Raw genomic sequence first — 24,330 nt, 5'->3', positions numbered from 1 at the left:
TTTTATGAAACGGACAATTATCCCAGGAAGGCCCCCAATCTATGGCCAAACAAGGCAAGTCTGCCGACCCCCACGCCGAGCGCGAGGCCCGGCTCTACGATAACCCCATTCCCAGTCGCGAAGTCATTCTTGAACTTCTCTCCGACTCCGACCAGCCCCTGGGCCGCGAACAGATTGCCGAGCGGCTCGGGCTGGCTGACGAACGCGACCTCGATGCCCTGCGCAAGCGCCTGCGAGCCATGGAGCGCGACGGCCAGTTAATGCTGAACCGGCGCGGTGTCTATGCGCCGGTCGACAAACTCCACCTGATCCACTGCCGCGTGCAGGGCCACCGGGACGGCTACGGTTTCGCCATCCCACTGGGTGACGAAGACGATATCTACCTCAGTGCCCGCCAGATGCAGTTTGTGTTCGACGGCGACGAGGCCCTGGTGCTGATCACCGGTACCGACAATCGCGGCCGCTCCGAGGGTCGGGTGGTCGAGGTGCTGAACCGCAGTAACCGCAGCATCGTCGGCCGCTACCAGGAAGAGAGCGGCATCGGCTATGTAATTCCCGACAACGCCCGTATCCAGAACCACATCCTGATTCCGCCTAAAGAAAAGGGCGGGGCGAAAAACGGCCAGATCGTGACCGCCAGCATTACCGACTACCCCACCCGTAAACTGGGTGCCAAGGGGCGCATTGTCGAGGTGCTGGGCGACCATATGGACCCCGGTCTGGAAATCGATATTGCCATTCGCTCCCACGGTATTCCCTTTGAGTGGCCCGAGGCCGTGCTGCGGGAGGCCGGTTCGCTGGAGGCCGAGCCACTCGAGTCCGACAAGGAGCACCGTGTCGATCTGCGCAATAAGGCCTTTGTCACCATCGACGGTGAAGATGCGAAGGACTTTGACGACGCCGTTTACTGCGAGAAGCGCATCGGCGGTTGGCGCCTGTGGGTGGCCATTGCCGACGTATCTCACTATGTGCGGCCCGGCATGGCGCTCGACGAGGAGGCCGCCCTGCGCGGCAACTCGGTCTACTTCCCCGAGCGCGTGGTGCCGATGCTGCCCGAGGCCCTGTCCAACGGCCTGTGCTCGCTGAAGCCCAAGGTCGACCGCCTGGCTATGGTGTGCGAGATGGAGCTGGGCCGCAGTGGCAAACTCAAGCGCTTCCGTTTCTACGAGGCGGTGATCCACTCCCACGCCCGGCTGACCTACACCCAGGTTGGAGAATTGCTGGAAGAGGGCTGGCACCGCGATATCGACGGGCAGATTGCGCCGGACGTAATGCGCCTGCACAGCCTCTACAAAGTGCTGCGCAAGGCCCGGGACGAGCGGGGCGCCATCGACTTCGAGACGGTGGAGACGCGCATCGTCTTCAATGAGCAGCGCAAGATCGACGCCATCGTGCCGGTGGTGCGCAACGACGCCCACAAGCTGATCGAGGAGTGCATGCTCTGCGCCAACGTGGCCACCGCGAACTTTTTCGAGAACTGCGGCCTGCCCATGCTGTATCGCGTGCACCAGGGGCCCACCGCTGAGAAGCTGGAAAACCTGCGCGGCTTCCTCGGGGAGCTGGGGCTGGAGCTGCGCGGCGGTGACAAGCCGGCGCCGGAGCACTACCAGGACCTGCTGCAGCAGGTCGCCGAGCGCGACGACGCCACCGTCATCCAGACCATGATGCTGCGCTCCCTCAGCCAGGCGGTCTACCACCCGGAGAACGAGGGCCACTTCGGCCTGAACTACCCGGCCTATACCCACTTTACCTCGCCCATCCGGCGCTACGCCGATCTGCTGGTACACCGCGGCATCCGCCATGTCGTGCGCTCCAACATAAAGAACAAGCAGGTGCAGCGGGTGAAGGGCGCCGAGCCGATCCCGGCCAAGCGCATCTTCCCCTACGACGAGCACCAGATGGCGGTCCACGGCGAGCACATCTCCATGACCGAGCGCCGCGCCGACGATGCCACCCGCGATGTGCAGGCCTGGCTCAAATGTGAGTACCTGCAGGATCACGTGGGCGACACCTTCGATGCCGCTGTGGCCGCGGTCACCAGCTTTGGCCTGTTCGTGGAACTGGACGACCTCTATATAGAGGGGCTGGTTCACATCAGCGCCCTGCCGGGTGACTACTACCAGTTCGACGCCGCCCGCCAGCGATTGGTAGGGGAGCGCAGCGGCCGCATCTTCAAGCTCGGCGGCCGGGTGAAAGTGCAGGTCGCCCGCGTCGACCTCGACGACAAGAAAATCGACCTCGAGCTGATCGACAGCAAGCCCCCCGGGAAGAAATCCTCCAGCCCCAAGCCCGTGCGCAAATCGGCTGGCAAGCGCCGGGACGGCGGGAGCAAGGGGGGCGCCAGGAAGAGTGGGGGCGCTAAAAAGCCCGGCACCGGCAAGGGCAAAACCGGCATGCGCCGGCACCACTGATTAACAGAACGTTTTCATGCAGCATATATACGGTATCCACGCCGTCGACGCCCTCCTGCGTCGCCGCGCCGCCAGCGTGCAGCGCCTGCTGGTGCAGCAGGGGCGGGACGACAAGCGTATCGCCGCACTCCTGGAACTGGCGCGGAACCAGGGCGTCAATGTCCAGCGCCTGCCGCGCAAGACCCTGGATGAACTCGTTGCCGGGCGCCACCAGGGCGTTGTCGCCGAGGCCCTGCCCGCCGCCGGGGAAGAGGCCAACCTGTGGCAGGAGGCGGACCTTCTACGCCACGTCGACGAGGCCGATACGCCCGCCTTCATCCTTGTTCTCGACGGCGTCACCGACCCCCACAACCTCGGCGCCTGCCTGCGCAGCGCCGACGCCGCCGGTGTCGATGCTGTGGTCGTGCCCAAAGACAAAAGCGCCGACCTCAGCCCCACCGCTCGCAAAGTCGCCTGTGGCGCCGCCGAGGTCGTGCCCTTCGTGCGCGTCACCAACATCGCCCGCACCCTCGAGGCCCTGAAAGAGCGCGGCGTGTGGCTCTACGGCGCCGCCGGCGAGGCCGAGCAGTCCCTTTACGAGGCTGACCTCAAGGGCCCCATTGCCCTTGTTATGGGCGCTGAAGGCGACGGCATGCGCCGCCTCACCAAAGAGGTCTGCGACCACCTGGTGAAATTGCCCATGGCCGGCTCCGTCAGTAGTCTCAATGTGTCGGTGGCGACCGGCATCTGCCTGTTTGAGGCGAGAAGGCAGCGGCTAAGCACTACCTGAACCCTGCACTGAAGCAGGCGTGGTTTCGGGGGTGGCTTTCTGTCCCGGAGAAACTCGTACCGGGGCAGGTGCAGGGGCGGGAGGCGGCCTGCGGGACCGTCAGCGGCCCGGATGGCCGCTGCCGAGCCCCCATGGATGGGTCCACGGCGTGTCTCGCAGGCCGCCTCCCGGCGCTGTGCCGGGCTACGGAGTCCCGCGTTGGGAATGCTCTCTATCCAGTCGGAGGTGGCTCTTTCGCAAGCTATTGCACCCATCTCCCAAAGCCAGTAGAATCCGCGCCTCGAATTTTACCCGGTGGCCCCAGGGCTGCCGATCTCCTTGCCACACCGCCTCGCACGAGTGTCGGGTGGCATTAACCCGTAAGGAGCACACAATGCGTCATTACGAAATCGTGTTTATGGTCCACCCGGACCAGTCCGAACAAGTGCCCGGCATGATCGAGCGCTACTCCAACACCATCCAGAAAGACGGCGGTTCCGTTCACCGCCTGGAAGACTGGGGCCGTCGCCAGCTGTCCTACCCCATCAACAAAATCCACAAAGCACACTACGTGCTGATGAACGTGGAAGCGTCCAACGACGCGATGGAAGAGCTCACCACCACCTTCCGTTACAACGACGCCGTGATCCGCAACCTGGTGATCCGTCGCGACGAGGCTGTGACCGACGAATCCTTCATCATGAAGGCCGAGAAGGAAAGCCGCGAGCGCAAGACCCGCTTTGAAGAGCGCCAGGCTGCCGACAAGGCTACTAGCGATGATTCCGCTGAAGAGAAGAAGAGTGACGAGGCCGACGCCGAGTAAGGCTGTCAGCGCCCCCTTCTTCCGTAACGACCGAGCTTAGACAGGAGTATTCACCATGGCACGTTTTTTCCGTCGCCGTAAGTTTTGCCGCTTCACCGCCGAAGGCGTTAAAGAGATCGATTACAAAGATCTGGACACGCTGAAAGCCTACGTTTCAGAGACCGGCAAGATCGTACCGAGCCGCATTACCGGCACCAAGGCCAAGTACCAGCGCCAGCTGGCGACTGCCGTGAAGCGCGCGCGCTTCCTGGCCCTGCTGCCCTACACGGACTCACACCAGTAAGCAGCTTATCTTCCGCGCCGTACTGAGCCCCACAATGGGCCTTCGGGCGGGCTTGTCATGAAAGCCCTGGCCGAATTCGTCATGCGCGGACGCTTCCAGGCGCTGCTGGTGACAGTGGCGGGCGCCGGGAGCCTGATGCTGTGCTGGATCAGCGCCGCCGTGGTGGCGCTGGTCACCTTGCGCAAAGGCGCAAGTCAGGGCGCCTGGCTGTTGCTGTGGGCCCTGCTGCCGGCAGGAACGCTGATGTTCGTGTTCGGCGATAGCGGCCCACTGGCCCTGCTGGTATCCACCGGGATCCTGGCGCTGGTGCTGCGCACCACCGTAAGCCTGCCGCTGGCGGTGCTCGCCGGTGTCCCCCTGGGAGCGCTGACCGGGTTCGCGTTGATGGCCTTCGGGCAGGGTCTGCTGGAGCAGATGGTGGGGTTCTTTGACCAGTTCCTCGCCAGCCTCGAACAGCAACTGGCGGCCCAGGGCGGCCAGGCCGTGCAACTGCTGCGGCCCACGGCGTTACAGATTGCCGGCATGATGGGCGCGGCGACCAGCCTGCTGTCCATCGTCTGCCTGCTGCTGGCGCGCTGGTGGCAGGCGGCCCTGTACAACCCGGGTGGCTTTGCCACGGAATTTCGGGCCCTGTACTACCCGCCGGCGGTAACGCTGGCACTGGCCCTCGCGGCACTGGCACTGGCCAGCCTGGGGGTGGAATACAGAACCTGGGCGGTGATTTGCCTGATCCCGCTCAACTTTGCCGGTCTCGCACTGGTTCACGCCCGCGCGGCGTGGCGCGGGCAGGGCAGCGGCATGCTGGCGGTGTTCTACCTGCTGTGGCTGTTCCTGGACCCGGTGAAGCTGGCAGTGGTGGCCGCGGCGATAGCCGACAGCTGGTTGCGTTTTCGCCAGCGCTGGCAGTCGAAGTCCGGCAGTGGTCCGGACTGAGGCCAAAACAGAATTTTAAACAGCGGGAGTTCGCTCCCCGCAAATAGAGGAAAGTAAGATGGAAGTCATTTTGCTGGAAAACATCGTCAACCTGGGTGGCCTGGGCGACAAGGTTGACGTGAAAGCTGGCTACGGCCGCAATTTCCTGGTACCCCAGGGCAAGGCGGTTCCGGCCACTGAAACCAACATTGCCGAGTTCGAAACCCGTCGCGCGGAACTGGAAGCTGCCGCCGCTGAAGCGCTGGCTGCCGCCGAGAAGCGCGCAGAGGCCCTGAGCGCTCTGGAGGGCGTGACCATTGGCGCCAACGCCGGTGAGGAAGGCAAGCTGTTCGGTTCTATCGGCACCCGCGATATCGCCGATGCCCTGACCGCCGCTGGCTGCGAAGTCGACAAGTCGGAAGTTCGCCTGCCCGAAGGCGCCCTGCGTGAGCTGGGCGAGTACGAGGTAGACATCCAGGTGCACGGCGACGTCACCGCGACTGTCGCTATCGCCGTCGTCGCCGAGTAAGGCGAACGACTCACTGCCCGCCGCCCGGCTCTGACGGGCGGCAAGCTCTCCAGTACACCGGCTGCGGCCGGTGTCTGTGTTTCTGTGTGTCCTGCCCGCCGCGGGCAATAAGCTGTAATTTCGCTTAATCCGCGCAGCGATCTTGGTTACCCTGTGCGATCCTGATTGATCGTCAAGACGACCACTGCATTCCATGTCCGAACCCGACTACAGTGCCGATTACCCGGCCGATTATCCCCCCGAGCCGGTCGCTGAGCCTGCGGCGGGTGGATACGATCGCGATATCGCCCGCATCAAGATGCAGCCCCACTCCATCGAGGCGGAACAGTCGGTACTCGGTGGCCTGCTGCTGGCCGGAGATGCCTGGGACGCGGTGGCCGAAGCGGTCAGCGCCAACGACTTCTACCGCCCCGATCACCGCCTGATTTTCCGCCACATCGCCAAGCTGGCCGAAGCGGTGGAGCCGGTGGACGTGATCACAGTGGCCGACAAGCTCACTGCTGCCGGTGAGCTGGACGCCGCCGGGGGCGTGGCCTACCTGGCGGAGCTGGCCAGCAACACGCCGAGCGCCTCCAATATCCGCGCCTATGCCAAGGTGGTGCGCGAGCGCGCCGCCCTGCGCAAATTGATCGAAGCGGCCCAGGGCATTGCCGAGAGCGGCTTCAATCCCGAGGGCCGCAGCTCCGACGAACTGATCGACGAGGCCGAGCGCCTCATCATGCAGATCTCCGAGCACGGCCCCAAATCCGGTGGGCCAAAGGAAGTGAACCCGCTGCTGCAGGCGGCGATTGAACGGATCGAGGAGCTGTTTACCTCCGGCGGCGATATTACCGGCCTGTCCAGCGGCTTCACCGACCTCGATCGCATGACCTCCGGCCTGCAGCCCTCGGACCTGGTGATCGTCGCCGGCCGACCCTCCATGGGTAAAACCAGTTTTGCCATGAACCTGGTGGAGAACGCGGTGCTGGGCCAGAAAAAGCCCATCCTGGTGTTCTCCATGGAGATGCCCGCGGAGCAGCTGGTGATTCGTATGCTTTCTTCCATCGGCAAGATCGACCAGACCCGCATCCGCAACGGCAAGCTGGAGCAGGAGGACTGGCCCAAGCTGTCCGCCGCGGTGTCCAAGCTCAAGGACGCCCCCCTGTTCATCGACGACACCCCGGCCCTGACCCCCACCGAAATGCGCAGCCGGGTGCGGCGTATCTCCCGCGAACACGGCGAACTGGGCATGGTGATGGTCGACTACCTGCAGCTGATGCAGGTGGCCGGCTCCTCGGAGGGACGCACCGCGGAAATTTCCGAGATCTCGCGAAACCTGAAGGCCATCGCCAAGGAGTTCCAGTGCCCGATGGTGGCCCTGTCCCAGCTCAACCGCTCCCTGGAGCAGCGCCCCAACAAACGGCCGGTGAATTCGGATCTGCGCGAGTCGGGCGCGATCGAGCAGGATGCGGACGTGATCATGTTCATCTACCGCGACGAGGTCTACAACGAGGATTCGCCCGACAAGGGGGTGGCCGAGATCATCATCGGCAAGCAGCGGAACGGGCCGATTGGCACCTGCCGGCTGGCCTTTGTGGGGCAGTTTACGCGCTTCGAGAATCTGGCGCGGGGGTCGTACGAGGACTACTGATTTTTGACGGTAGCCTTGCCGACACATCCACTGCTGACACAGGACTCTGTTTTTGGTTCCTGCGGTTCGCTACAAGGTGCAGACAGAGCAGTGGGGGCGACCGGGGGCCTTCGCGGACTGTGTGCGACATGGATGTCGCACTCAAGCCCCCATGGATGGGTTCACGGCGTGTCCGAGAAGGCCTCCGGTCGTTCCCGCTGCGGCGAATTCCGCGAGCAGTGCCAGATAACGCGCCATTACAATCCCGTCTCCTCCCGCAACTTCCGCAACTGCTCCAGTTGCTCCTCAACCGGCAGCGGCTCCGCCTCATGGTGCTCCAGCGCCTGTTCCGGCGGCACAGTCAGCGCCTCCCCCCGCATTACCCGCGCACAGTACTCCTTGTAGTGCCGCTCGAAAACCGGTAGTGCCTTCTGCTCCGCATTGTTGGCCAGAAAAAACCACTCGCTGTCGCGCCCCGCCAGGTATACCGCCGGGTGCGACCAGCGCTGGGCGGATTTCGGCGAGCGGGCGTTGCAGGCCTCCACGTAGGCGTCGCGTGTCGAGGGCAGGCCGAACTCGGCCAGCCCCGCCTGGCAGCACTCGTGCATGCGGTTCAGGGTGGGCAGGTACTCATTGTGTTCTATGGCGTGGCGCGCCCCGCGCAGGAGCTGCTCCACCGGGTAGTCGCGCAGGGAGTCCAGCCACAGCTTCTTGATCTGCTTGAGCTGTTCGGCGTCGGGGAAGGCGGCGTAGTACTGGTTGTGATAGTTGAGGCGGAACAGGGCGAATATCTGGTTGATGGCCTCGATATGTTCCGCCGCCGCAAGCGGGCGGTTCTCGGCCTCAGTTTGCCCAGGAGGTGTCGTTGAGGTCGTCTGCGAGGCTTCGATCCCTTGTGCGACCCGCTGAATGAGATCCCGGCTGTTGTCGGTCATGCTGTTGTCCCGCCTGTTGTACCTGGTGCTGTCTGGCCCAGTGGTATTTTACATGCTGCAGGAACTTGCTGTTCCATGAAGTGTGGGCCTGTCCGCTGTCGCGCCAGTAGACGATGAACTCCGCAATCAGGTTGCGGGCGAACTGCTCGTCGATGTGCGACAGGCGCAGGATGTCGTAGACATCCCGGTCCGGTTGCCAGTCGTTGCTGATGGGGGTCGCATCGCCGCCGCGGGCCACGTTGTTGTAGCGCGCCCACTGCAGGCGGATATGCTGGATGAACTTGCTGTTCAGGGTGGCCGGCGGTTCGCCGCGCTCGCGCCAGTAGAGGACGAACTCGGGGATGGCCTCTTCGATAAAGTCGGGGTCCACCCCGCCGCGGGTCATGATCTCCACTGCGTCCTCACTGGGGCGCCAGTAGCGATCCAGGGGCTCGGGGTCGGCGGGGCGGGTGGCCTCGCCTTCCTGTTGCTGGTGGCGGCGCCAGGCGCCGGTCACATGCTGGCGAAACTTGTTCTCCCAGGCGTGGTGGGTCTCGCCGCGCTCGCGCCAGTAATAGATGAAATCTTCCAGTTGGTCGATGGCGAACTGGCGCGGTATGTTGTGGTTCAGGGCCAGCAATTGCAGCAGGTCTTCGCTGGGCGCCCAGTGGGCGGGCAGCGGGGCCGCGCTGCGGCGCTGTGTCGGTGTGTCGGCGCGGCTATCGGCTGCGGCCGCCCGGGAAAACGTGCCCGGCGCTGAATGACGCTGTCCTGCGCCCGCGCTGCCAGTGGCCGGCTCATTGAGGGCAAACAGTAAACGCTCGGCACTGTGGATGGGCGGAGACCCGACCAGCAGCACGCCCTTGTCCACCAGGCTGCGCAGAATGCGGTGCAGCTGTGGCGCCTCCCAGAACGGCAGCAGGCGCAGCAGAAAGCCGCGCTCCACCTCGAGCCAGGCAAAGCCCTCCCGGAGGGTCGTGGGGCGGTGTTGCAGCAGGCCGTGAAGCTGCTGCAGCAGGATGGCCTCTTCCAGCCCGATGGTCGCCGCCAGGCCGGGGGAAAACACCAGCTGCTGTTCGGGGACGAGGGAAGAATCGGTCATGGGAGCTCGCTTGTGGCCGCCGCGCGGGGCGGCGGCAGATTATCGGGACAGGTCTGCTTGCACAGGCCGGGGGCCTGCCGGCCTGGGCGACAGGTGCTCTCTGGCGCGCCGGGGGAGACCGTGAAAGTCTGGTAGCATACCCAGCTTGCCGGTGAGCCCACAACCGGCGCGCGCGAAAATCACAGCAGGGATTCTCCTCCACCATGGCCAAAAACAAAACCGCCTTCGTCTGTAATGACTGCGGCTCCGACTACGCCAAGTGGCAGGGGCAGTGCAGCGACTGCGGCGCCTGGAACACCCTCAGCGAAATCAGGCTCGGCCCCGCCGCCCGTAGCGGCGCAGGGCGGGCGGCCAACGACCGCCGCAGCGGTTTTGCCGGTGCCCTGGCCGAGGCCCGGGTACTGGCGGATATCGATCTGGAAGAGCTGCCGCGCTTCTCCAGCGGCGCGGAGGAGTTTGACCGCGTCCTCGGCGGCGGCCTGGTGCCGGGCTCTGCCATTCTGGTCGGCGGCAATCCCGGTGCCGGCAAGAGCACCCTGCTGTTGCAGACCATGTGCCACCTGGCCGGCGGCATGGAGGCCCTGTACATCACCGGGGAGGAAAGCCTGCAGCAGGTGGCCATGCGCGCCCGTCGCCTGGGCCTGCCCACCGATAAATTGCGCCTGATGTCGGAAACCAGTGTCGAGGCCATCCTCGCCGCGGCGGAAAAATACCGGCCCAGGGTACTGGTGGTGGATTCCATCCAGGTGGTGCACTCCGAGGACATCACCTCCGCCCCGGGCAGCGTCTCCCAGGTGCGCGAGTGCGCCGCCTACCTCACCCGCTTCGCCAAGCAGAGCGGCACCGTACTGTTCCTGGTGGGGCATGTGACCAAGGACGGATCACTGGCCGGGCCGAAAGTGCTGGAGCACATGATCGACTGCTCCATCCTGCTGGAGGGCAGTCACGACTCCCGTTTCCGTACCCTGCGCGGGCAGAAGAACCGCTTCGGCGCAGTGAACGAACTCGGCGTATTCGCCATGACCGAGCAGGGCATGCGCGAAGTGAAAAATCCCTCGGCCATCTTCCTCGATCGCAGCGCCGAGCCGGCCTCGGGCAGCGCGGTGATGGTGGTGTGGGAGGGCACCCGCCCCCTGCTGGTGGAAATCCAGGCGCTGGTGGATGACAGCCAGCTGGGCAACCCGCGCCGGGTGGCGGTGGGGCTGGAGCAGAACCGCCTGGCCATGCTGCTGGCGGTGCTGCACCGCCACGGTGGTTTACAGGTTGGCGACCAGGATGTCTTCGCCAACGTGGTGGGCGGGGTAAAGGTGCTGGAGACCAGCGCTGACCTCGCCCTGTTGCTGGCCATCGTCTCCAGCTACCGGGATCGCCAGCTGCCGCGCGATATGGTGATCTTCGGCGAGGTGGGCCTTTCGGGGGAAATTCGCCCCGTGCCCAGCGGGCAGGAGCGGCTCTCGGAGGCGGCCAAGCACGGCTTTCGGCGGGCCATCGTGCCCCGGGCCAACGCCCCGCGCAGCGCGGTGAAGGGCATGGAAGTGATCGCCGTGACCCGCCTGGAAGAGGCCCTGGCCGCCATCGACTGAACCGGGGCGGCGGCGCACTAAGGGGCATTGTGCCCCCCCGGCCCGGGGGTCGGGGGGCGTGATCTGCCGCCGGTTTTACGGCTTTTCCCTATACATTCGCGGCGCTATCTTCTATACATGGGCTTCCTGTGACTGCTATCTCCTGAGCCATGGCCGAACATCCCGACAAGAAAAACATCGCTCCTCTCGACGTGGACAAGACCGTGCTGCTCGAGGATGAAGCCGCGGAGCGCGCGCGCGAAGAGGCGGCCGTGGCGAAGACTGTCTACGTGCGCCCGGAGCGTGTAGCCAATCCCGAGTTCGAAACCGACCTGCCTGCCACCGAACTGCTGAGTGCCGACGAGCAGGCCGCCGCGGATGCGGAAACCGTCATGCTTGATGCCACGGTGGTGGACGGCCTTGGCGGTGGGCAACCCGCGGCGGACCCACTGGAGCAGGTGGTGATCAAGGATCGCTTTGTGCTCGAGGCGCGCCTTGGCAAAGGCGGCATGGGCCACGTTTACAAAGCCCTGGACCTGCGCAAGCAGGAGGCCCAGGACGACGAGCCCTACGTCGCCATCAAGTTCCTGTCGGCGGAATTCAGCCGCCACCCCAAGGCCCTGATCAGCCTGCAGCGCGAAGCCAAGAAATCCCAGCAACTGGCTCACCCCAATGTGGTCACGGTGTACGACTTCGATCGCGATGGCGACCAGGTCTACATGACCATGGAGTATTTGAAGGGCGCGCCGCTGTCGGGTTGGACCTCACTGGAATTTGCCGAAGGCAAGAAGCCCTCGGTGACCAGGCTGATCACCGAGATGGCCGCCGGCCTCGCCTATGCGCGCCGGCAGGGCATGGTCCACTCGGACTTTAAACCGGACAACGTTTTCGTCACGGTGGATGGGCGCATCAAGATTCTCGACTTCGGCATTGCCCGCATTGTCGACACCGAATTGAACAAGGACAGCTTCGACGCCGGCGAGCTCGGTGCGCTCACCCCGCGTTACGCGTCCATGGAGATGCTGCAGGGCCGGCCGCCGCACCCGGCGGACGACGTCTACGCCCTGGGCCTGGTGGCCTACCAGCTGTTCGCCGGGGTGCATCCCTATGGCGGGCGCACCGCGCTGGAGGCCTATCAGGAGGGGCTGACCCCGCAGCCGATCAAGCAGATCAAGCGCCACCAGTGGAAAGCCATCGCCCATGCCATTCAGCTGCCGCAGGACAAGCGCACGCCGTCGGCGGACGTCTTCCTGCGGGAGTTTTCCGGTACCAGCCGCCGCAACCGGAGCCTGTTGGCGCTGGTCGGCGTGCTGGCACTGACCTCCGCCTGGCTGGCGTGGAAGGCCAGCCAGGGCGAGGGCCCGGCAGTGCCCTTTGACGAACTGCCGGTGGCGGTACAGCAACAGTTCCGCAGCGATATGGAGCTGGGTCACAAGTCCGCCGCCATCGGCGACTGGGATGGCGCCTCGCGTTATTACCTGGAGGCCTATACCCTGCACCCGCGCAATGCCGAGGCGGAAGAGGGGCTCGATCAACTGGTGGCACACCTGGTGGCGCTGGAGCCCACCCTGCAGTCTGCCCGCCAGCGCGAATACCTGCTGACCATGCTGCAGTCCTACCAGGACAACGAGTACCTGGCCAACCACAAGGCGCTGGAAGCGCTGCGCCAGCAACTGGAGGGTGAGCAGGGCGGCGCAGAGCCTTAGGGGTCAGCGCTGTGCCGGCGGGGCCAGTGCCAGCAGTCGCGGCCATTGTTCCACCCAGCAGCAGCGGTGGTCGAAGTCCGGCAGCTGGATCGCCTTCGCTCCCGGATGGCGCTGGAAATAAAGCCGGGTTGTTGTGGGCGGCACTATGGTGTCCTCACTGCCCTGCAGGTGCATCTCGCTTGCTGTGGTGGTTATTGCAACGGCGGGGTTCAGTGAATCGCTGAGGGATAGCACCCGGTGATGACCGGTCCAGGCATCGGTGTCGAGGTTGGCGGCCACGGTCAGCACCGCCACGGCCACCGTTGCTGGCAGTCGCGGCGCCAGCAGCAGGGCGAGGTTGCCGCCGCCACTGTAGCCGATCAGCAATACTTCCTCGATATTGGAGTGATTCTCAAGTAGCGTAGTCAGCGCATCGCTCATACTGGCCACCACTTCCGGGGAATAGCGCCCCGAGGTCCAGAGTTTTGCAGTACACCTGGCAGGCATCGTGTCCAGGTGGTAACAGGGGCGGGCGAGGTAGAGTGCCGGCGAAGGATCCTGTTGCAGCAGTTCCAGCGCCATGCTGCGCCGTCCGGTGGGATTGCGGGCCGGGCGGGAGCCGTGCCAGGGTTGGCCGTCTCCCGCCAGGTAAATATGTAGTCGCCGGCTGTGCAGGGCGCCGGGCCGGGCCAGGCTGAGCAGGGAAAAGTCACCGCCGGTTTGCCAGGCCGCTTCCAGCTGGTAGTGTTGCGCCAGTTGCTGCGGGCCGGGAATGTGCTCACAGGCTGCAATAAAAATCAGTGGAAGTGTGACGAATACCGACTTCAGCAGTTGTCGGGGCGTCCCAGTTGGACTACTGTTTCTGACTACGAAAGGGAATGTTCGGCGTGAGCTCATGAAGGGAATTATAGCCACGAGCTCTCCGCCGCCGCAGGCGGGGAGAATAAAAAGGCTGAAAGCGCGGCTTCCGGCTGCAGGCGCCTGCCTTGCCGTCCTGTTGTCCGCCTGTGGTGGCCAGCCCAGCGCTGATGTCGCCGCTATCCCCAAAGATGCCGAGGTCAAGGATCTCTACATCGTCGACTGCTTGTTGCCCGGACAGGTGCGCCAGCTCGGCAATACCACTTACATGACCCCCCGCCGGCCGGTGCAGACAACTGCCCAGGACTGCCGCATCCGCGGCGGCGAATACGTCGCCTACGATCGCGCCAACTACAAGACTGCGCTCAAGGTCTGGCTCCCCGCCGCCGAGGAAGGCGACGCCGAGGCCCAGAACACAGTGGGCGAGATCTTCGAGCAGGGCCTGGGCACCGAGCCCAACTACGAGGTGGCGGCCCTTTGGTACCAGCGCGCTGCCGAGCAGGGCCACAAAGGCGCCCAGTTCAACCTCGGCACCCTGTATGAAATGGGCAAGGGTGTGCCCCGTGACAAGCAACTGGCCCTCAACTGGTATCGCGCCGCCTGGGGTATTACCGACGACAGCCTGGTGTACCGCTCTGACGCCCAGAAGGCCCTGATCGCCCAGGCGGAGATGTACACCGAGAAGCAGGAGCAGGCTGTTTCTGCTGCCACCGCTGCAGCGACCGCCGCGGCGGTGCAAGCCGTCGAGGAGAAGGCCCGCCTTGAGCGCGAACTGGAAGAAGCCAGAGCCAGTGGTGGTCGCAGCCAGCCGCTGCCGGATGCAGTGGCCGCCAGCGGTTCCACTGCCGGCGCAGCGGTCGAGGCGCCGGCGGTGCGCGAAGACCTCGCGACCCCGGAACCGGTCAACATGCAGGGCAAGAACTTTGGCCGCTACTACGCCCTGGTGATCGGCAATGGTGACTACACCTACCTCGACAAGCTCGCCACCTCCGTGTCCGACGCCCAGCGGGTGAGCGAGGTGCTGCGCAATCGCTACGGCTTCCAGGTCAAGATGGTCACCAACGGCGACGACGCCTCGCTGCTGCGTGCACTGAACCAGATGAACAGCGAGCTGACCGCTGAAGACAACCTGCTGATTTACTACACCGGCTGGGGCAACCGCCGGGAGAGCGGCAACTACGAGGTGGGCTATTGGCTGCCGGTGAATTCCGAGCCGCCGCCGGACGACACCTACTGGGTGCCGACGTCCCAGATCAGCTCCCACCTGGCGCGGCTACCGGCCAAGCGCATCATGGTGGTGGCGGATTCCTCTTTCGCCGGCCTGCTGGCCGATAACCCGGCCTTCCTGCTGGCCAGTAGCGCCGCCCAGCTCAACAGCGAGGCCTATGTCAGCCTGCGCTTTCCCAACCGGGCGCGCCTGCTGATGACGTCCGGCAAGGACTGTCCGCTGCCGGCCAGTGACAATGCGCGCAATTCCGTATTTGCCGATGCCTTTATTGAAGTGCTGCAAAGCAACAAGGCGGTACTCACTGCGCCGGCCCTGTACCTGGATATGATCGAGAAACTGGAAAGCCGCCAGCCGGAGCTGGCACCCGAGTTCAAGGCGATCAAACGCGCCGGTGACGAAGTCGGGGATTTCTTTTTTGTTGCACTACAGTCCTGAGGGCTGAAAAGTAGGGATGCGGCGTCCTGCGGGGCGCCGTGCTATAAAAGTAAAAGCGCCCGCAGGCGGTGGAGAAAAGCCGCCCCTGGGGGCAAGGGATTGAACGCGATAGGGGGCAGGATGCCACCCGCTATAACGCAAATTGCTGCTGGGGAAGAGCCGTGTCAAAGCGGTACCACATTGCCGTAGTCGGAGCGGGGCCTGCTGGTCTGTCTGCCGCTGGCCGCGCCGCCCATTACGACCGGGAGGCGGGGGTCAGCGAGCCCAGCTATGTTCTGCTGGAAGGTTTCAACACCTTCGCCAAAACCATCCAGAAGTACCAGAAAGGCAAGCACGTCATGGACGAGCCCGGCTTTCTGGACCTGCGCAGTGAGGTCGGCTTCACCGCCGGCAAGCGCGAGGAAATCCTCGGGGTCTGGGACGAGGCCCTGGCCGCCGGCATCAATATTCGCTACGACAGCGAAGTGGTCGCTATCGAAGGCGAAAAGGGGGAATTCCGCCTCAAACTCGGCAGCGGCGACGTGGTGGAAGCCGAGAACATTGTTTTCTCCATCGGCACCCAGGGCAACCCGCGCACCCTCGGTGTGCCGGGCGATGCCGAATCCGATTTCGTCCGCTATACCCTCGACGACCCGGAGGATTTCAAGGGCGAGACCATCGTGGTCATTGGCGCCGGTGACGCCGCCATCGAAAACGCCATTGCCCTCTCCGATTACAACAAGGTCTATATCGTCAACCGGCGCAACGAGTTCAGCCGCGCCAAGGACGGTAACCTGAACGCCGTCCTGGCGGCGATCAACGACAAGAACCGCCCGTTCTACTGCCGTTACGAAAGCGGCGTGGCGGGGCTGGAAATGCCGGCATCCCCCGGTGCGGCCGGCGCCATTGTGCTCAGCACGCCCACTGGTGAAGAGCGTATCGAGTGCCATCGCATCATCGCCCGCCTCGGCACCGTGCCACCGCGCAAGTTTGTCGAGTCCTGCGGCATTGTCATCACCAGCGACAATCCGGAAGCCGTGCCGGACGTGGATCGCCACTACCAGAGCAATGTGCCCGGCCTGTATATCATCGGTGCCCTCGGTGGCTACCCGCTGATCAAGCAGGCGATGAACCAGGGCTACGACGTGGTGGAGTTCATCCACGGCAAGGATACCAAGCCCGCCGATTACCCCCTGCTGCAGGACCAGTTCTCCGGCCTGCCCTATGTGATGGACGCCGAGGACGTGCTGGATCTCTACCAGCAGCGGGTGCCCATGTTCCGGCGCATGAACCCGCTGGCTTTCCGCGAACTGATTATCGAGAGTCGCATCATCGTCAGCCTGCCGCCGGCGGAGCTGGCTCGTGCCCCCCAGGGCGGGGAGCGCTCCACGGCCTTCGTTGCCGCCGGCGAACCCCTGTACCGCCACGGCGAATTCAGCACCACCTTCTACACCCTGGTGGAGGGGGAAGTGCAGCTGCAACTGGAGCAGGACGGGCCCTGGCATACCATCAAGCCGGGCCAGTTCTTCGGCGAGATGAGCCTGATTTCCGGCCGCCCGCGGCAGGGCGACGCGGTGGTGTCGGCGGACGCCATCCTGATCGAGACCCCGCGCCGTATCATGGTCAAGCTGATGAACTCCAACAAGGAGGTCAGCAGCGGTATCGACCGGGTGTTCATCATGCGCGCCCTGCAGGCAGCCTTCCGGCCCCAGCTGTCGCTGGCCGAGCTGGGTGATATCGCCGGGCGAGTGGAAACCTGCCAGTTCAAGGCCGGGGAGGTACTGTTCAGCGAAGGTGAAGAGGGCGACTGCCTGCACCTGATTCGCAGCGGCACGGTGATGCTCACCCGCGGCGGCGCCAATCTCGTGGTCAACCAGAATCACTCCGGCGAGCTGGCCGGGCAGATGGCCCTTATGGGTGCCCCCAAGCGCCGCGACACCGCGACTGCCGCGGTGCGCACCGAGACCATCCTCATCCGGCGGCCGGAATTCCTGGCCCTGGTGGGCAGCCAGCCGGAACACGTGGCCACCCTGCAGGGTCGTCTCTCCGATGTGCTGCGCAAATCCAACCGCATGGCCTCCCAGCCCCAGGCCGCCCGGGCCATCGGCTTCCTGATGGGCGAGGGTCTGGGCGAGGCGACCAACGCCCTGGTGATTGATGAAACGCTCTGCGTCGGCTGCGACAACTGCGAAAAGGCCTGCGCCGAGACCCACAACGGTATTTCCCGTCTCGACCGGGAGGCGGGCGCCTCCCTGGCGGGTTTGCACGTGCCGATTTCCTGCCGTCACTGCGAGCTGCCCCACTGCATGAAGGACTGCCCGCCGGACGCCATTCGCCGTTCGGCCAACGGCGAGGTATTCATCTCGGATAGCTGTATCGGCTGTGGCAACTGCGAAACCAACTGCCCCTACAACGCCATCAAACTCAGCTACGCGGCGCCGAAAAAGCCGAGCCTGCTGTCCTGGCTCTTGCTGGGGCGCGGTAGCGGGCCCGGTGAGCCGGAATACTTCACCCCCAGCGCCGCGGCCAAGGACGCGGGCAAGAAGGCGGTGAAATGCGACGCCTGCATGGGGCGCAAGGGCGGCCCGGCCTGTGTGCGGGCCTGCCCCACCGGCGCCGCCGTGCGCCTGTCGCCGGAGCAGTTCGGCGAACTGGTGGAGGGCCACTGATGCATACATCGCTGCTGGCCTGGCGCGGTTTTCGCTACGGCAAATGGGCCCTGGTGCTGGGGCTGGTTTCGATCGCGCTCTACCTGAGCCAGGGCGGCAGTGCCGCCCAGCCGCCCAACGGCGGCACCTGGCAGGGCTATGTGCTGGGCACTGTCGGCGCTCTGCTGATCGTGTGGCTCAGCGTGCTGGGGGTGCGCAAGCGCCGCTACAGCTCGACCCTGGGTTCTGTGCAGGGCTGGACTTCAGCCCACGTCTACCTCGGCGCGGTGCTGCTGCTGATCGGCACCCTGCACAGCGCGGCCCAGGTGGGATGGAATGTCCATACCCTGGCCTACGCCCTGATGTGCGCGGTGATTTTCTCCGGCTTTTACGGTCTCTACGTCTACATCCACCTGCCCGGGCGGCTGGCTTCCAACAATGCCGGCAAGGATCGCGACGCCTGGCTGGAGGAGCTGGGCGAGCTGGACAGCGCGATCCGCGACACGGTGGAAGCCTGCGATGCCGAATTGCAGGCGATGGCCCTGTCCGCCCTCGATCTGACCGCCCTGGGCGGCTCCGCCTGGCGTCAGCTGTCGGCGCGGGATTACTCGCGCATTATCCTGCCGGGCCAAAGTAAACCGGTGGGCAATGCGGAGCAGGGCGTTATCGTCAAGGCCCTGTCGGAGCGCATTCCCGACGCCCGCAAGCAGTCCCAGGCGGAGGTGCTGAACGAGCTGCTGGGCCTGTTTGGCCGCCGCCGGGTCATCCTCAACCTGCTGCGGCGCGAGATCCGCCTGCGCGGCCTGATCCGGGTCTGGCTGTTTGTGCATATACCCCTGACGGTGGCGCTGCTGGTGGCGCTGCTGATTCATATTTTCTCCGTGTTCATCTACTGGTAGCGGCCGTGTATTTCCTGGTAAGACGACAAACCGGCCGCGGCAGCGGCGAGGCCCTGGAGAACGAGTACCAGGGCAGCGAGCTGACTCTCGGCAGCGCCGATGCCATGGTGCTGTTGCCCGGCCTCCCGGGCAGCCTGCAACTGAAGCCGTCGAAGGGCGGTGCCCAGGTGGTTGCGAAGGGCATGGAGTTCCAGCTGGATGAGAAGAGCCAGCGCAAAGCGACCCTGGCGCCCGGCCAGGTGCTCAGTGTCGGCGGCTATGAACTCAGCCTGTTCGAGGCTCCCACCGGGTTTGAACTCGGCCTGCAGGTGCGCCGCACTGGCCCGGTCAGGGCCAGCTTCGGCGGCGCCATGGAGCTGCGGCCTGCGCTGTTCACCAACCGGCGCCTGAGCTGGGTACTGGCCCTGCTGGTGCTGGCCACCTGCCTGATACTGCCGTTGGCGGGAGTGTTCAAGCACGAACTGGCGGAGACCCTGCGCAGCTCCCCCCTGCCGGACGACGGCCTCTGGTCCAGCGGTCCGCTGGTGGCGGCCCACGATACCAGCGGGGTGTCGGAAGACTGCCAGGCCTGCCATACCACACCGTTCGTGATGGTGGAGGACGCCGCCTGTCTCGACTGCCACCGCGGCATGACCGAACACGTAAACATCGCCCTGCACCCGGCGGAGGCCTTCGCCGGCGAGCGCTGCGCCAGTTGTCACCGCGAGCACAACGAGCCGCAGCGGCTGGTGCGCCTGGACAACGGCCTCTGTGTGGATTGCCACGCCGCCCCTGCGGACTGGCCGGCCGCCGAGGGCATGGAGGCGGTTACCGCCTTTACCGCCAGTGCCCACCCCGAGTTCCGTATCGGCCTGCTCACCCCCCGCGGGCCGGGCGGCGCCCACGGCTGGGAAGTGGAGCGGGTGCGTCTTGGCGAGCCGGGTTTGCAGGAGCGCTCCAACCTGAAATTTACCCACGCCGTGCACCTGGATGTGGAAAAAGTGCAGGACGAATCCAGCGGCGAGGCCCTGGTTTGCGCCTCATGCCACACCCCCAAGGATGACGGCGAGCACTTCGAACCGATTTCCATGGACGCCCACTGCCGCAGCTGCCACGGCCTCAGCTTCGATGTGTTCGACCCGGAACTGGAACTGCCCCACGGCGACCTGCGCGCCGCTATCACCGCCATGGAAGCGCATTTCATCCGCGAGTTCACCGACCCGCAATTGCGCGCCGAGCGCGCCGGCCAGAAGCCGCGCCGTGTGCCAGGCAAGCGTTTCGCCGCCGCCACCTGCCAGGGTACTGGCCTGGAGTGCGGCCGCGCCGAGGCCCTGGAAGAGGCTCAGTACCAGTTTGAGCAGACCGGCTGTATCACCTGCCACGAGGTGATGGACACCGGGGCCAGCGACATTTTCGACCGCTGGTATGTGCAGCCCATTCGCATTACCGAAGACTGGTATCCCAAGGGCGTGTTTGACCATACCAGTCACCTGAGCTTAGCTTGGGATGAGTCGACGGAAGTCTGTGAGGCCTGCCACGAGGCCAGTCAATCGGATGACGCCCGGGATATTCTGATGCCCGGTGCCGATAACTGCCTGACCTGTCACGCCGAAGACAAGGGGCTGACCACGGTGGGTTGCGTGGGTTGCCACGCCTTCCACCAGCGCGATGCCAGCCTGTCTGTGCAGGCACGCCAGATGCCGGCTTCCCACGCGGGCATGATGCCGCCGAACCACGGCCAGGCTGAGCCGCCGGATTCGGGCGAGCAACAAGGAGAGTGACGATGAACTGGCGGATTGTTGGCCTGTGCCTGACCCTGACCCTCGGTGCCTGCGGTGGTGGCGGCAGTGGTGGTGGAGCCGGGGAATCGCCCGATCGCGACGATGACGATACTCCCTGCACCGGCCAGTGCGCCGGCGAGGAAAACTGGCTGACGGTCAGTGACGTTAAACAGGTACTCGGTCAGGCTATTGCCCAGTCCCGCGCCCTGGGGGTGGAAGCCACCATCGCAGTGGTGGACCGGGTAGGCAATGTGCTGGCGGTGCACCGCATGGCCGACAGCGGCCCGGCCGTCACCATCAGTACCACCTTCCCCACCACGATCTCCACCGGCCTGGAGGGCGTGGTGCTGCCACCCGGCACCAACGGTGATGCGCTGGCGGCGATTGCCAAGGCGGTGACCGGTGCCTACCTGAGCAGCGAAGGCAACGCCTTCTCCACCCGTACCGCTAACCAGATCGTGCAGGAACACTTCAATCCCGGGGAGGAGAACCAGCCCTCCGGCCCGCTGTTCGGGGTGCAATTCAGCCAGCTGGCCTGCTCTGACTTCACGCTCGCCGCCACCGGCCCCCAGACGGCGGTGCCCGCGGCTCCGGTAGCGCTGCCCCTCACGGCCACTGTCGGCCCGCAGCGTTCGCCGCTGGGGCTGTCGGCGGATCCGGGTGGCTTCCCCCTGTATAAAAACGGCACCGCCGTCGGCGGCGTCGGGGTGATTGCCGACGGTCGCTACAGCATCGACAGGAACATTCTGGATACCGACCGCGATATCGATGAGCAGATCGCCTTTGCCGCCACCTTCGGCTACGCCGCGCCGACCGACCGGCGGGCGGACCGCATCACGGTAGAGGGCAAAACCTTCCGCTTCAGCGATGTCGATTTTGGTGACCTCCCCGAAGATCCGGAGCAGGCGCCGGCCTACGACAGCCTCAACGATGCCGGTGCCCTGGTGGCGGTGCGCGGCTACAGCCGCAACCAGATCATCGCCGGCACGGCTTTTGGCCGGCCCGGTTCCGGCATTCGCCCGGCCACCGACTTCGCCGATCTCGACGCCTTCGTCTTCGTCGACCAGAACAACAACAATCGCTTCCCCCCGCGGGCCGGCACCGATGCGGCGCAGTTGGGCGATGCCGCCCTGAGCGCCGCCGAAGTGCGCCAGTTGCTGAGTTCGGCGATTGCGGTGGCCAACCGCGCCCGGGCCCAGATTCGCCGCCCGGTGGGCAGCCAGGCCCGAGTGACAGTGTCCATCGTCGACAGCCAGGGTGAGATTCTTGGCATGCTGCGCACCCGCGACGCGCCGGTGTTCGGTGCCGATGTGTCGCTGCAGAAGGCGCGCACCGCGACCATTTTCTCCTCGCCCGATGCGGCGGATTTTTTCCGCGGCATCACAACGCCCACGACCTATGTGGATGAAAACCTGCAGCCCAAGGCCCAGGTGCTTATCCCCGACTACGTGGACGCCGCCCAGACCTTTATCGGCCCCCAGGCCCTGACCGACGGCACTGCCTTCTCTGACCGCGCCGGTGGCAACCTGTCGCGGCCCTTCTACCCGGACGGTATCCGCGGCAACCCCAACGGCCCCTTCAGCAAGTCCTTCGCCAACAACGAGTGGAGCGTGTTCTCCAGCGGCATGCAGCTGGACCTGGCCCTGAACAAGATTCTGCAGCACGTGCTGTTTGCCGCCGGCGCGGATGCGCCGGATGTCGGCCCCAACTGCGTCGAGTCGGCGCTGCCGCGCATCGCCAACGGCACCCAGATCTTCCCCGGCAGTGTGCCGGTCTACCGCGGCGACACCCTGGTGGGCGGAATCGGCGTCTCCGGCGACGGTATCGACCAGGACGACATGATTTCTTTCCTCGGCGTACACGAGGCAGGTGAAGCCCTGGGCGGCGCCATCAACAATGCACCGCCGGAAATTCGTGCCGACCGCCTGACCCCGGCCGGTGAGCGGCTGCGCTATATCCAGTGCCCGCAAACCCCTTACATCGACAGCGATGAACAGCAAGTGTGTTCAGGGAAGTGATGCCATGGATGCCTATCGCGTAAACCGCCTCTGCTCTTCTTCCGCCACTTCCCTGCGGCGCTGGCTGCCGCCGCTGGCACTGGCGGCCAGTGCCAGCCTGTTGCTGGGAGCGGGCGCCCAGGCCCAGCCGGAGGAAGACCCGGCCCTGGTGGCCTGCGACGACAAGGACGCGCGCGACCGCGGGCGCAGTACCCGGCGCCGCGCCGGCGGTTCCAACCGGGACTGTGAGTATCGCGAAGTGGTGGTGGACGAAACCACCGGGGAAGTCCTGCGCGAACGGCCGGTGGCGGTGCAGCGCAACGTGGTGCCGCGCCGCTATACCAACATCCCCCGGCCCACCGCCGAGGACTACGTGGCGCTGGTGCCGATCCCGGACCGCTGGCGCATCGTCGACAGCCTCGACCCCGAGGGTTATCCCAACGTGTGGTGGGACCCCTATAACCAGAACACCATCAAGGGTGACAAGCCGATCCACGGCGACTGGTTCTTCAACGTGACCGCGATCTCCGATACCGTGGTGGAGTTCCGCGAGGTGCCGACCCCGGTGGGCGTGCAGTCCACCGATGGCCCCGGTTCGCTGGACGTGCTGGGCGGCACCGAGCAGGCCCTGTTCAACCAGAACGTGGCGGTGGAACTGGTCTACTACCAGGGCGATACCGTGTTCCGGCCCCCGGACTGGGAGTTCCGCTTCACCCCGGTGTTCAACTACAACTACACCGAACTGGAAGAGATCACCGGCGTCAACGCCGACCCGGGCGATGGCATCACCCGCAACGACAATCATGTGGGCATCCAGGCGGCCTTTGTCGACAAGCACCTGCGCAACGTCTCGGATCGCTACGACTTCGACAGCCTGCGGGTGGGTATCCAGCCCTTCTCCAGCGATTTCCGCGGTTTCCTGTTCCAGGACGCCCAGCTCGGTGCGCGCCTGTTCGGCACCCGCGACAACAACCGCTTCCAGTACAACCTGGCCTGGTTCCGCCTGCTGGAGAAGGACACCAACTCCGGCCTCAACGACGTCAGCGAGGACCTGCGCGACAACGATGTGTTCTTCGCCAATATCTACTGGCAGGACATGCCCAAGCTGGGCTTCTTCTCCCAGGCGACCCTGGCCTACAACCGCAGCCGGGAAGACGAATTTTTCTACGACACCAACGATTTCATCCAGCGCCCGGCCTCCCTCGGCCAGGAGCGGATGCGTGACTACGACGTCTACTACGTGGGTTACAACGGTGACGGCCACTTTGGGCGCCTGAACCTGACCGTGTCCGCCTACGGCGCCTTCGGTGAGGAAAAAGGCGGGGTGTTCAGCGGTGAGGATTCGGATATCGAGGCCTTCTTCTTCGCCGCCGAACCGGGTATCGACTTCGACTGGATTCGCCTGCGCGGTTCCTTCCTCTACGCCAGCGGCGACGACGATCCCTTCGACGACAAGAGCCAGGGCTACGCCGCCATTTTCGAGAACCCGCAGTTTGCCGGGGCCGACACCAGCTACTGGATTCGCCAGGGTGTACCTCTGATCGGCGGCGGCCGGGTGGCCCTGTCCCAGCGCAATGCGGTGCTGCCCGACATGCGCTCATCCAAGGAGCACGGCCAGTCCAACTTCACCAACCCGGGCCTGTGGCTGGCCGGGGCCGGTGTCGACCTGGACCTGTTGCCGGAACTGCGCCTGTCATTCAACGCCAACTACCTGGCCTTCGCCGAAACCGAAGTCCTGGAAGTGGCGCGGCAGCAGGCCAATGTGGACGAGGAGATCGGTCTCGATCTCTCCGCCGCCCTGATCTGGCGTCCCTTCATGAGCCAGAACGTGGTGGCGCGGCTGTCCTATGCCCAGCTGCTATCGGGCCAGGGCTTTAATGATTTGTACGGGGAGGAGGATCCCTACTCCCTGTTACTGAACGTGATTCTGACTTTCTGAGGGGCAGAC

Annotated in this window: 18 protein-coding genes; 15 read left to right on the top strand and 3 right to left on the bottom strand. The window is 65.0% G+C overall.

What is annotated here, in order from left to right; translation table 11 throughout:
- The first annotated feature begins 41 nt into the window (after positions 1-41).
- From rnr to dnaB, 7 genes are all read left to right on the top strand, one after another.
- Entirely contained in the window at positions 42-2,411 is a 2,370-nt protein-coding gene (rnr, locus tag FVW59_RS14690) for a ribonuclease R (protein ID WP_148065105.1), read from the top strand.
- Positions 2,412-2,427: 16 nt separating this feature from the next.
- Positions 2,428-3,180 (top strand): 23S rRNA (guanosine(2251)-2'-O)-methyltransferase RlmB, encoded by a 753-nt coding sequence (rlmB, locus tag FVW59_RS14685; RefSeq protein ID WP_148065104.1) that lies wholly within the window; start codon positions 2,428-2,430, stop codon positions 3,178-3,180.
- A gap of 373 nt (positions 3,181-3,553) precedes the next feature.
- A complete protein-coding gene (gene rpsF, locus FVW59_RS14680) occupies positions 3,554-3,982 on the top strand; it encodes a 30S ribosomal protein S6 (RefSeq protein ID WP_148065103.1) in 429 nt (142 codons plus the stop codon).
- A 55-nt stretch (positions 3,983-4,037) separates the two neighbouring features.
- Positions 4,038-4,265 carry a 30S ribosomal protein S18 gene (gene rpsR, locus FVW59_RS14675; RefSeq protein ID WP_148065102.1) on the top strand — a complete coding sequence of 76 codons (228 nt, stop codon included), beginning with the start codon at positions 4,038-4,040 and terminating at the stop codon, positions 4,263-4,265.
- 57 nt (positions 4,266-4,322) lie between these two features.
- Positions 4,323-5,198 carry a hypothetical protein gene (locus FVW59_RS14670; RefSeq protein WP_148065101.1) on the top strand — a complete coding sequence of 292 codons (876 nt, stop codon included), beginning with the start codon at positions 4,323-4,325 and terminating at the stop codon, positions 5,196-5,198.
- A 58-nt stretch (positions 5,199-5,256) separates the two neighbouring features.
- Positions 5,257-5,706 (top strand): 50S ribosomal protein L9, encoded by a 450-nt coding sequence (gene rplI / locus FVW59_RS14665; protein WP_148065100.1) that lies wholly within the window; start codon positions 5,257-5,259, stop codon positions 5,704-5,706.
- A gap of 193 nt (positions 5,707-5,899) precedes the next feature.
- The gene (gene dnaB, locus FVW59_RS14660; RefSeq protein WP_148065099.1) at positions 5,900-7,336 is read left to right on the top strand and encodes a replicative DNA helicase; all 1,437 of its coding nucleotides are present in this window, start codon (positions 5,900-5,902) and stop codon (positions 7,334-7,336) included.
- 236 nt (positions 7,337-7,572) lie between these two features.
- Here dnaB and FVW59_RS19635 read toward each other — a convergent pair whose 3' ends face one another.
- Both FVW59_RS19635 and FVW59_RS14650 read right to left on the bottom strand, forming a co-directional pair.
- On the bottom strand, positions 7,573-8,250 hold the full coding sequence (locus FVW59_RS19635) for a replication protein P (RefSeq protein ID WP_187275908.1): 678 nt from the start codon (positions 8,248-8,250) through the stop codon (positions 7,573-7,575).
- Positions 8,159-9,331: a DnaT-like ssDNA-binding domain-containing protein gene (locus tag FVW59_RS14650; protein WP_148065098.1), complete on the bottom strand. Its 1,173-nt coding sequence runs from the start codon at positions 9,329-9,331 to the stop codon at positions 8,159-8,161. The genes FVW59_RS19635 and FVW59_RS14650 overlap by 92 nt, the downstream gene beginning before the upstream one ends.
- Positions 9,332-9,534: 203 nt before the next feature.
- Here FVW59_RS14650 and radA point away from each other — a divergent pair, with 203 nt between their 5' ends.
- Entirely contained in the window at positions 9,535-10,914 is a 1,380-nt protein-coding gene (gene radA, locus FVW59_RS14645) for a DNA repair protein RadA (protein WP_148065097.1), read from the top strand.
- Between the two features lie 149 nt (positions 10,915-11,063).
- Positions 11,064-12,599: a serine/threonine-protein kinase gene (locus FVW59_RS14640; protein WP_148065096.1), complete on the top strand. Its 1,536-nt coding sequence runs from the start codon at positions 11,064-11,066 to the stop codon at positions 12,597-12,599.
- 3 nt (positions 12,600-12,602) lie between these two features.
- Here the strand turns inward: FVW59_RS14640 and FVW59_RS14635 are convergent, their stop codons facing one another.
- Entirely contained in the window at positions 12,603-13,475 is an 873-nt protein-coding gene (locus FVW59_RS14635; RefSeq protein WP_148065095.1) for an alpha/beta hydrolase, read from the bottom strand.
- A 100-nt stretch (positions 13,476-13,575) separates the two neighbouring features.
- Between FVW59_RS14635 and FVW59_RS14630 the strand changes: the two genes are divergently transcribed.
- The 6 genes from FVW59_RS14630 (at position 13,576) to FVW59_RS14605 (ending at position 24,321) form a co-directional block, all read left to right on the top strand.
- Entirely contained in the window at positions 13,576-15,099 is a 1,524-nt protein-coding gene (locus FVW59_RS14630) for a caspase family protein (protein ID WP_222711524.1), read from the top strand.
- Positions 15,100-15,260: 161 nt separating this feature from the next.
- Positions 15,261-17,747, top strand: a complete 2,487-nt coding sequence (locus FVW59_RS14625; RefSeq protein WP_148065093.1) for a cyclic nucleotide-binding domain-containing protein — start codon at positions 15,261-15,263, stop codon at positions 17,745-17,747.
- Positions 17,747-18,625, top strand: coding sequence for a hypothetical protein (locus tag FVW59_RS14620; protein WP_148065092.1), 879 nt, complete (start codon positions 17,747-17,749; stop codon positions 18,623-18,625). The genes FVW59_RS14625 and FVW59_RS14620 overlap by 1 nt, the downstream gene beginning before the upstream one ends.
- A gap of 5 nt (positions 18,626-18,630) precedes the next feature.
- Positions 18,631-20,385, top strand: a complete 1,755-nt coding sequence (locus FVW59_RS14615) for a cytochrome c3 family protein (RefSeq protein WP_148065091.1) — start codon at positions 18,631-18,633, stop codon at positions 20,383-20,385.
- A gap of 2 nt (positions 20,386-20,387) precedes the next feature.
- Entirely contained in the window at positions 20,388-22,403 is a 2,016-nt protein-coding gene (locus FVW59_RS14610; protein ID WP_148065090.1) for a heme-binding protein, read from the top strand.
- Positions 22,404-22,407: 4 nt separating this feature from the next.
- Positions 22,408-24,321, top strand: a complete 1,914-nt coding sequence (locus tag FVW59_RS14605; RefSeq protein ID WP_148065089.1) for a hypothetical protein — start codon at positions 22,408-22,410, stop codon at positions 24,319-24,321.
- The last annotated feature ends 9 nt before the right edge of the window (positions 24,322-24,330 follow it).

The organism is Parahaliea aestuarii (assembly GCF_008064635.1).
In the GTDB taxonomy this organism is placed as follows: Bacteria; Pseudomonadota; Gammaproteobacteria; order Pseudomonadales; family Halieaceae; genus Parahaliea; species Parahaliea aestuarii.
Note: the sequence above shows the minus strand (reverse complement) of the source record. Positions and strands in the feature narration are given on the sequence as shown.

Bases quoted from the DNA above. Each gene is read 5' to 3' on its own strand.
- rnr (WP_148065105.1), top strand. From the start codon at position 42: ATGGCCAAACAAGGCAAGTCTGCCGACCCCCACGCCGAGCGCGAGGCC.
- rlmB (WP_148065104.1), top strand. From the start codon at position 2,428: ATGCAGCATATATACGGTATCCACGCCGTCGACGCCCTCCTGCGTCGC.
- rpsF (WP_148065103.1), top strand. From the start codon at position 3,554: ATGCGTCATTACGAAATCGTGTTTATGGTCCACCCGGACCAGTCCGAA.
- rpsR (WP_148065102.1), top strand. From the start codon at position 4,038: ATGGCACGTTTTTTCCGTCGCCGTAAGTTTTGCCGCTTCACCGCCGAA.
- FVW59_RS14670 (WP_148065101.1), top strand. From the start codon at position 4,323: ATGAAAGCCCTGGCCGAATTCGTCATGCGCGGACGCTTCCAGGCGCTG.
- rplI (WP_148065100.1), top strand. From the start codon at position 5,257: ATGGAAGTCATTTTGCTGGAAAACATCGTCAACCTGGGTGGCCTGGGC.
- dnaB (WP_148065099.1), top strand. From the start codon at position 5,900: ATGTCCGAACCCGACTACAGTGCCGATTACCCGGCCGATTATCCCCCC.
- FVW59_RS19635 (WP_187275908.1), bottom strand. From the start codon at position 8,250: ATGACCGACAACAGCCGGGATCTCATTCAGCGGGTCGCACAAGGGATC.
- FVW59_RS14650 (WP_148065098.1), bottom strand. From the start codon at position 9,331: ATGACCGATTCTTCCCTCGTCCCCGAACAGCAGCTGGTGTTTTCCCCC.
- radA (WP_148065097.1), top strand. From the start codon at position 9,535: ATGGCCAAAAACAAAACCGCCTTCGTCTGTAATGACTGCGGCTCCGAC.
- FVW59_RS14640 (WP_148065096.1), top strand. From the start codon at position 11,064: ATGGCCGAACATCCCGACAAGAAAAACATCGCTCCTCTCGACGTGGAC.
- FVW59_RS14635 (WP_148065095.1), bottom strand. From the start codon at position 13,475: ATGAGCTCACGCCGAACATTCCCTTTCGTAGTCAGAAACAGTAGTCCA.
- FVW59_RS14620 (WP_148065092.1), top strand. From the start codon at position 17,747: ATGCATACATCGCTGCTGGCCTGGCGCGGTTTTCGCTACGGCAAATGG.
- FVW59_RS14610 (WP_148065090.1), top strand. From the start codon at position 20,388: ATGAACTGGCGGATTGTTGGCCTGTGCCTGACCCTGACCCTCGGTGCC.
- FVW59_RS14605 (WP_148065089.1), top strand. From the start codon at position 22,408: ATGGATGCCTATCGCGTAAACCGCCTCTGCTCTTCTTCCGCCACTTCC.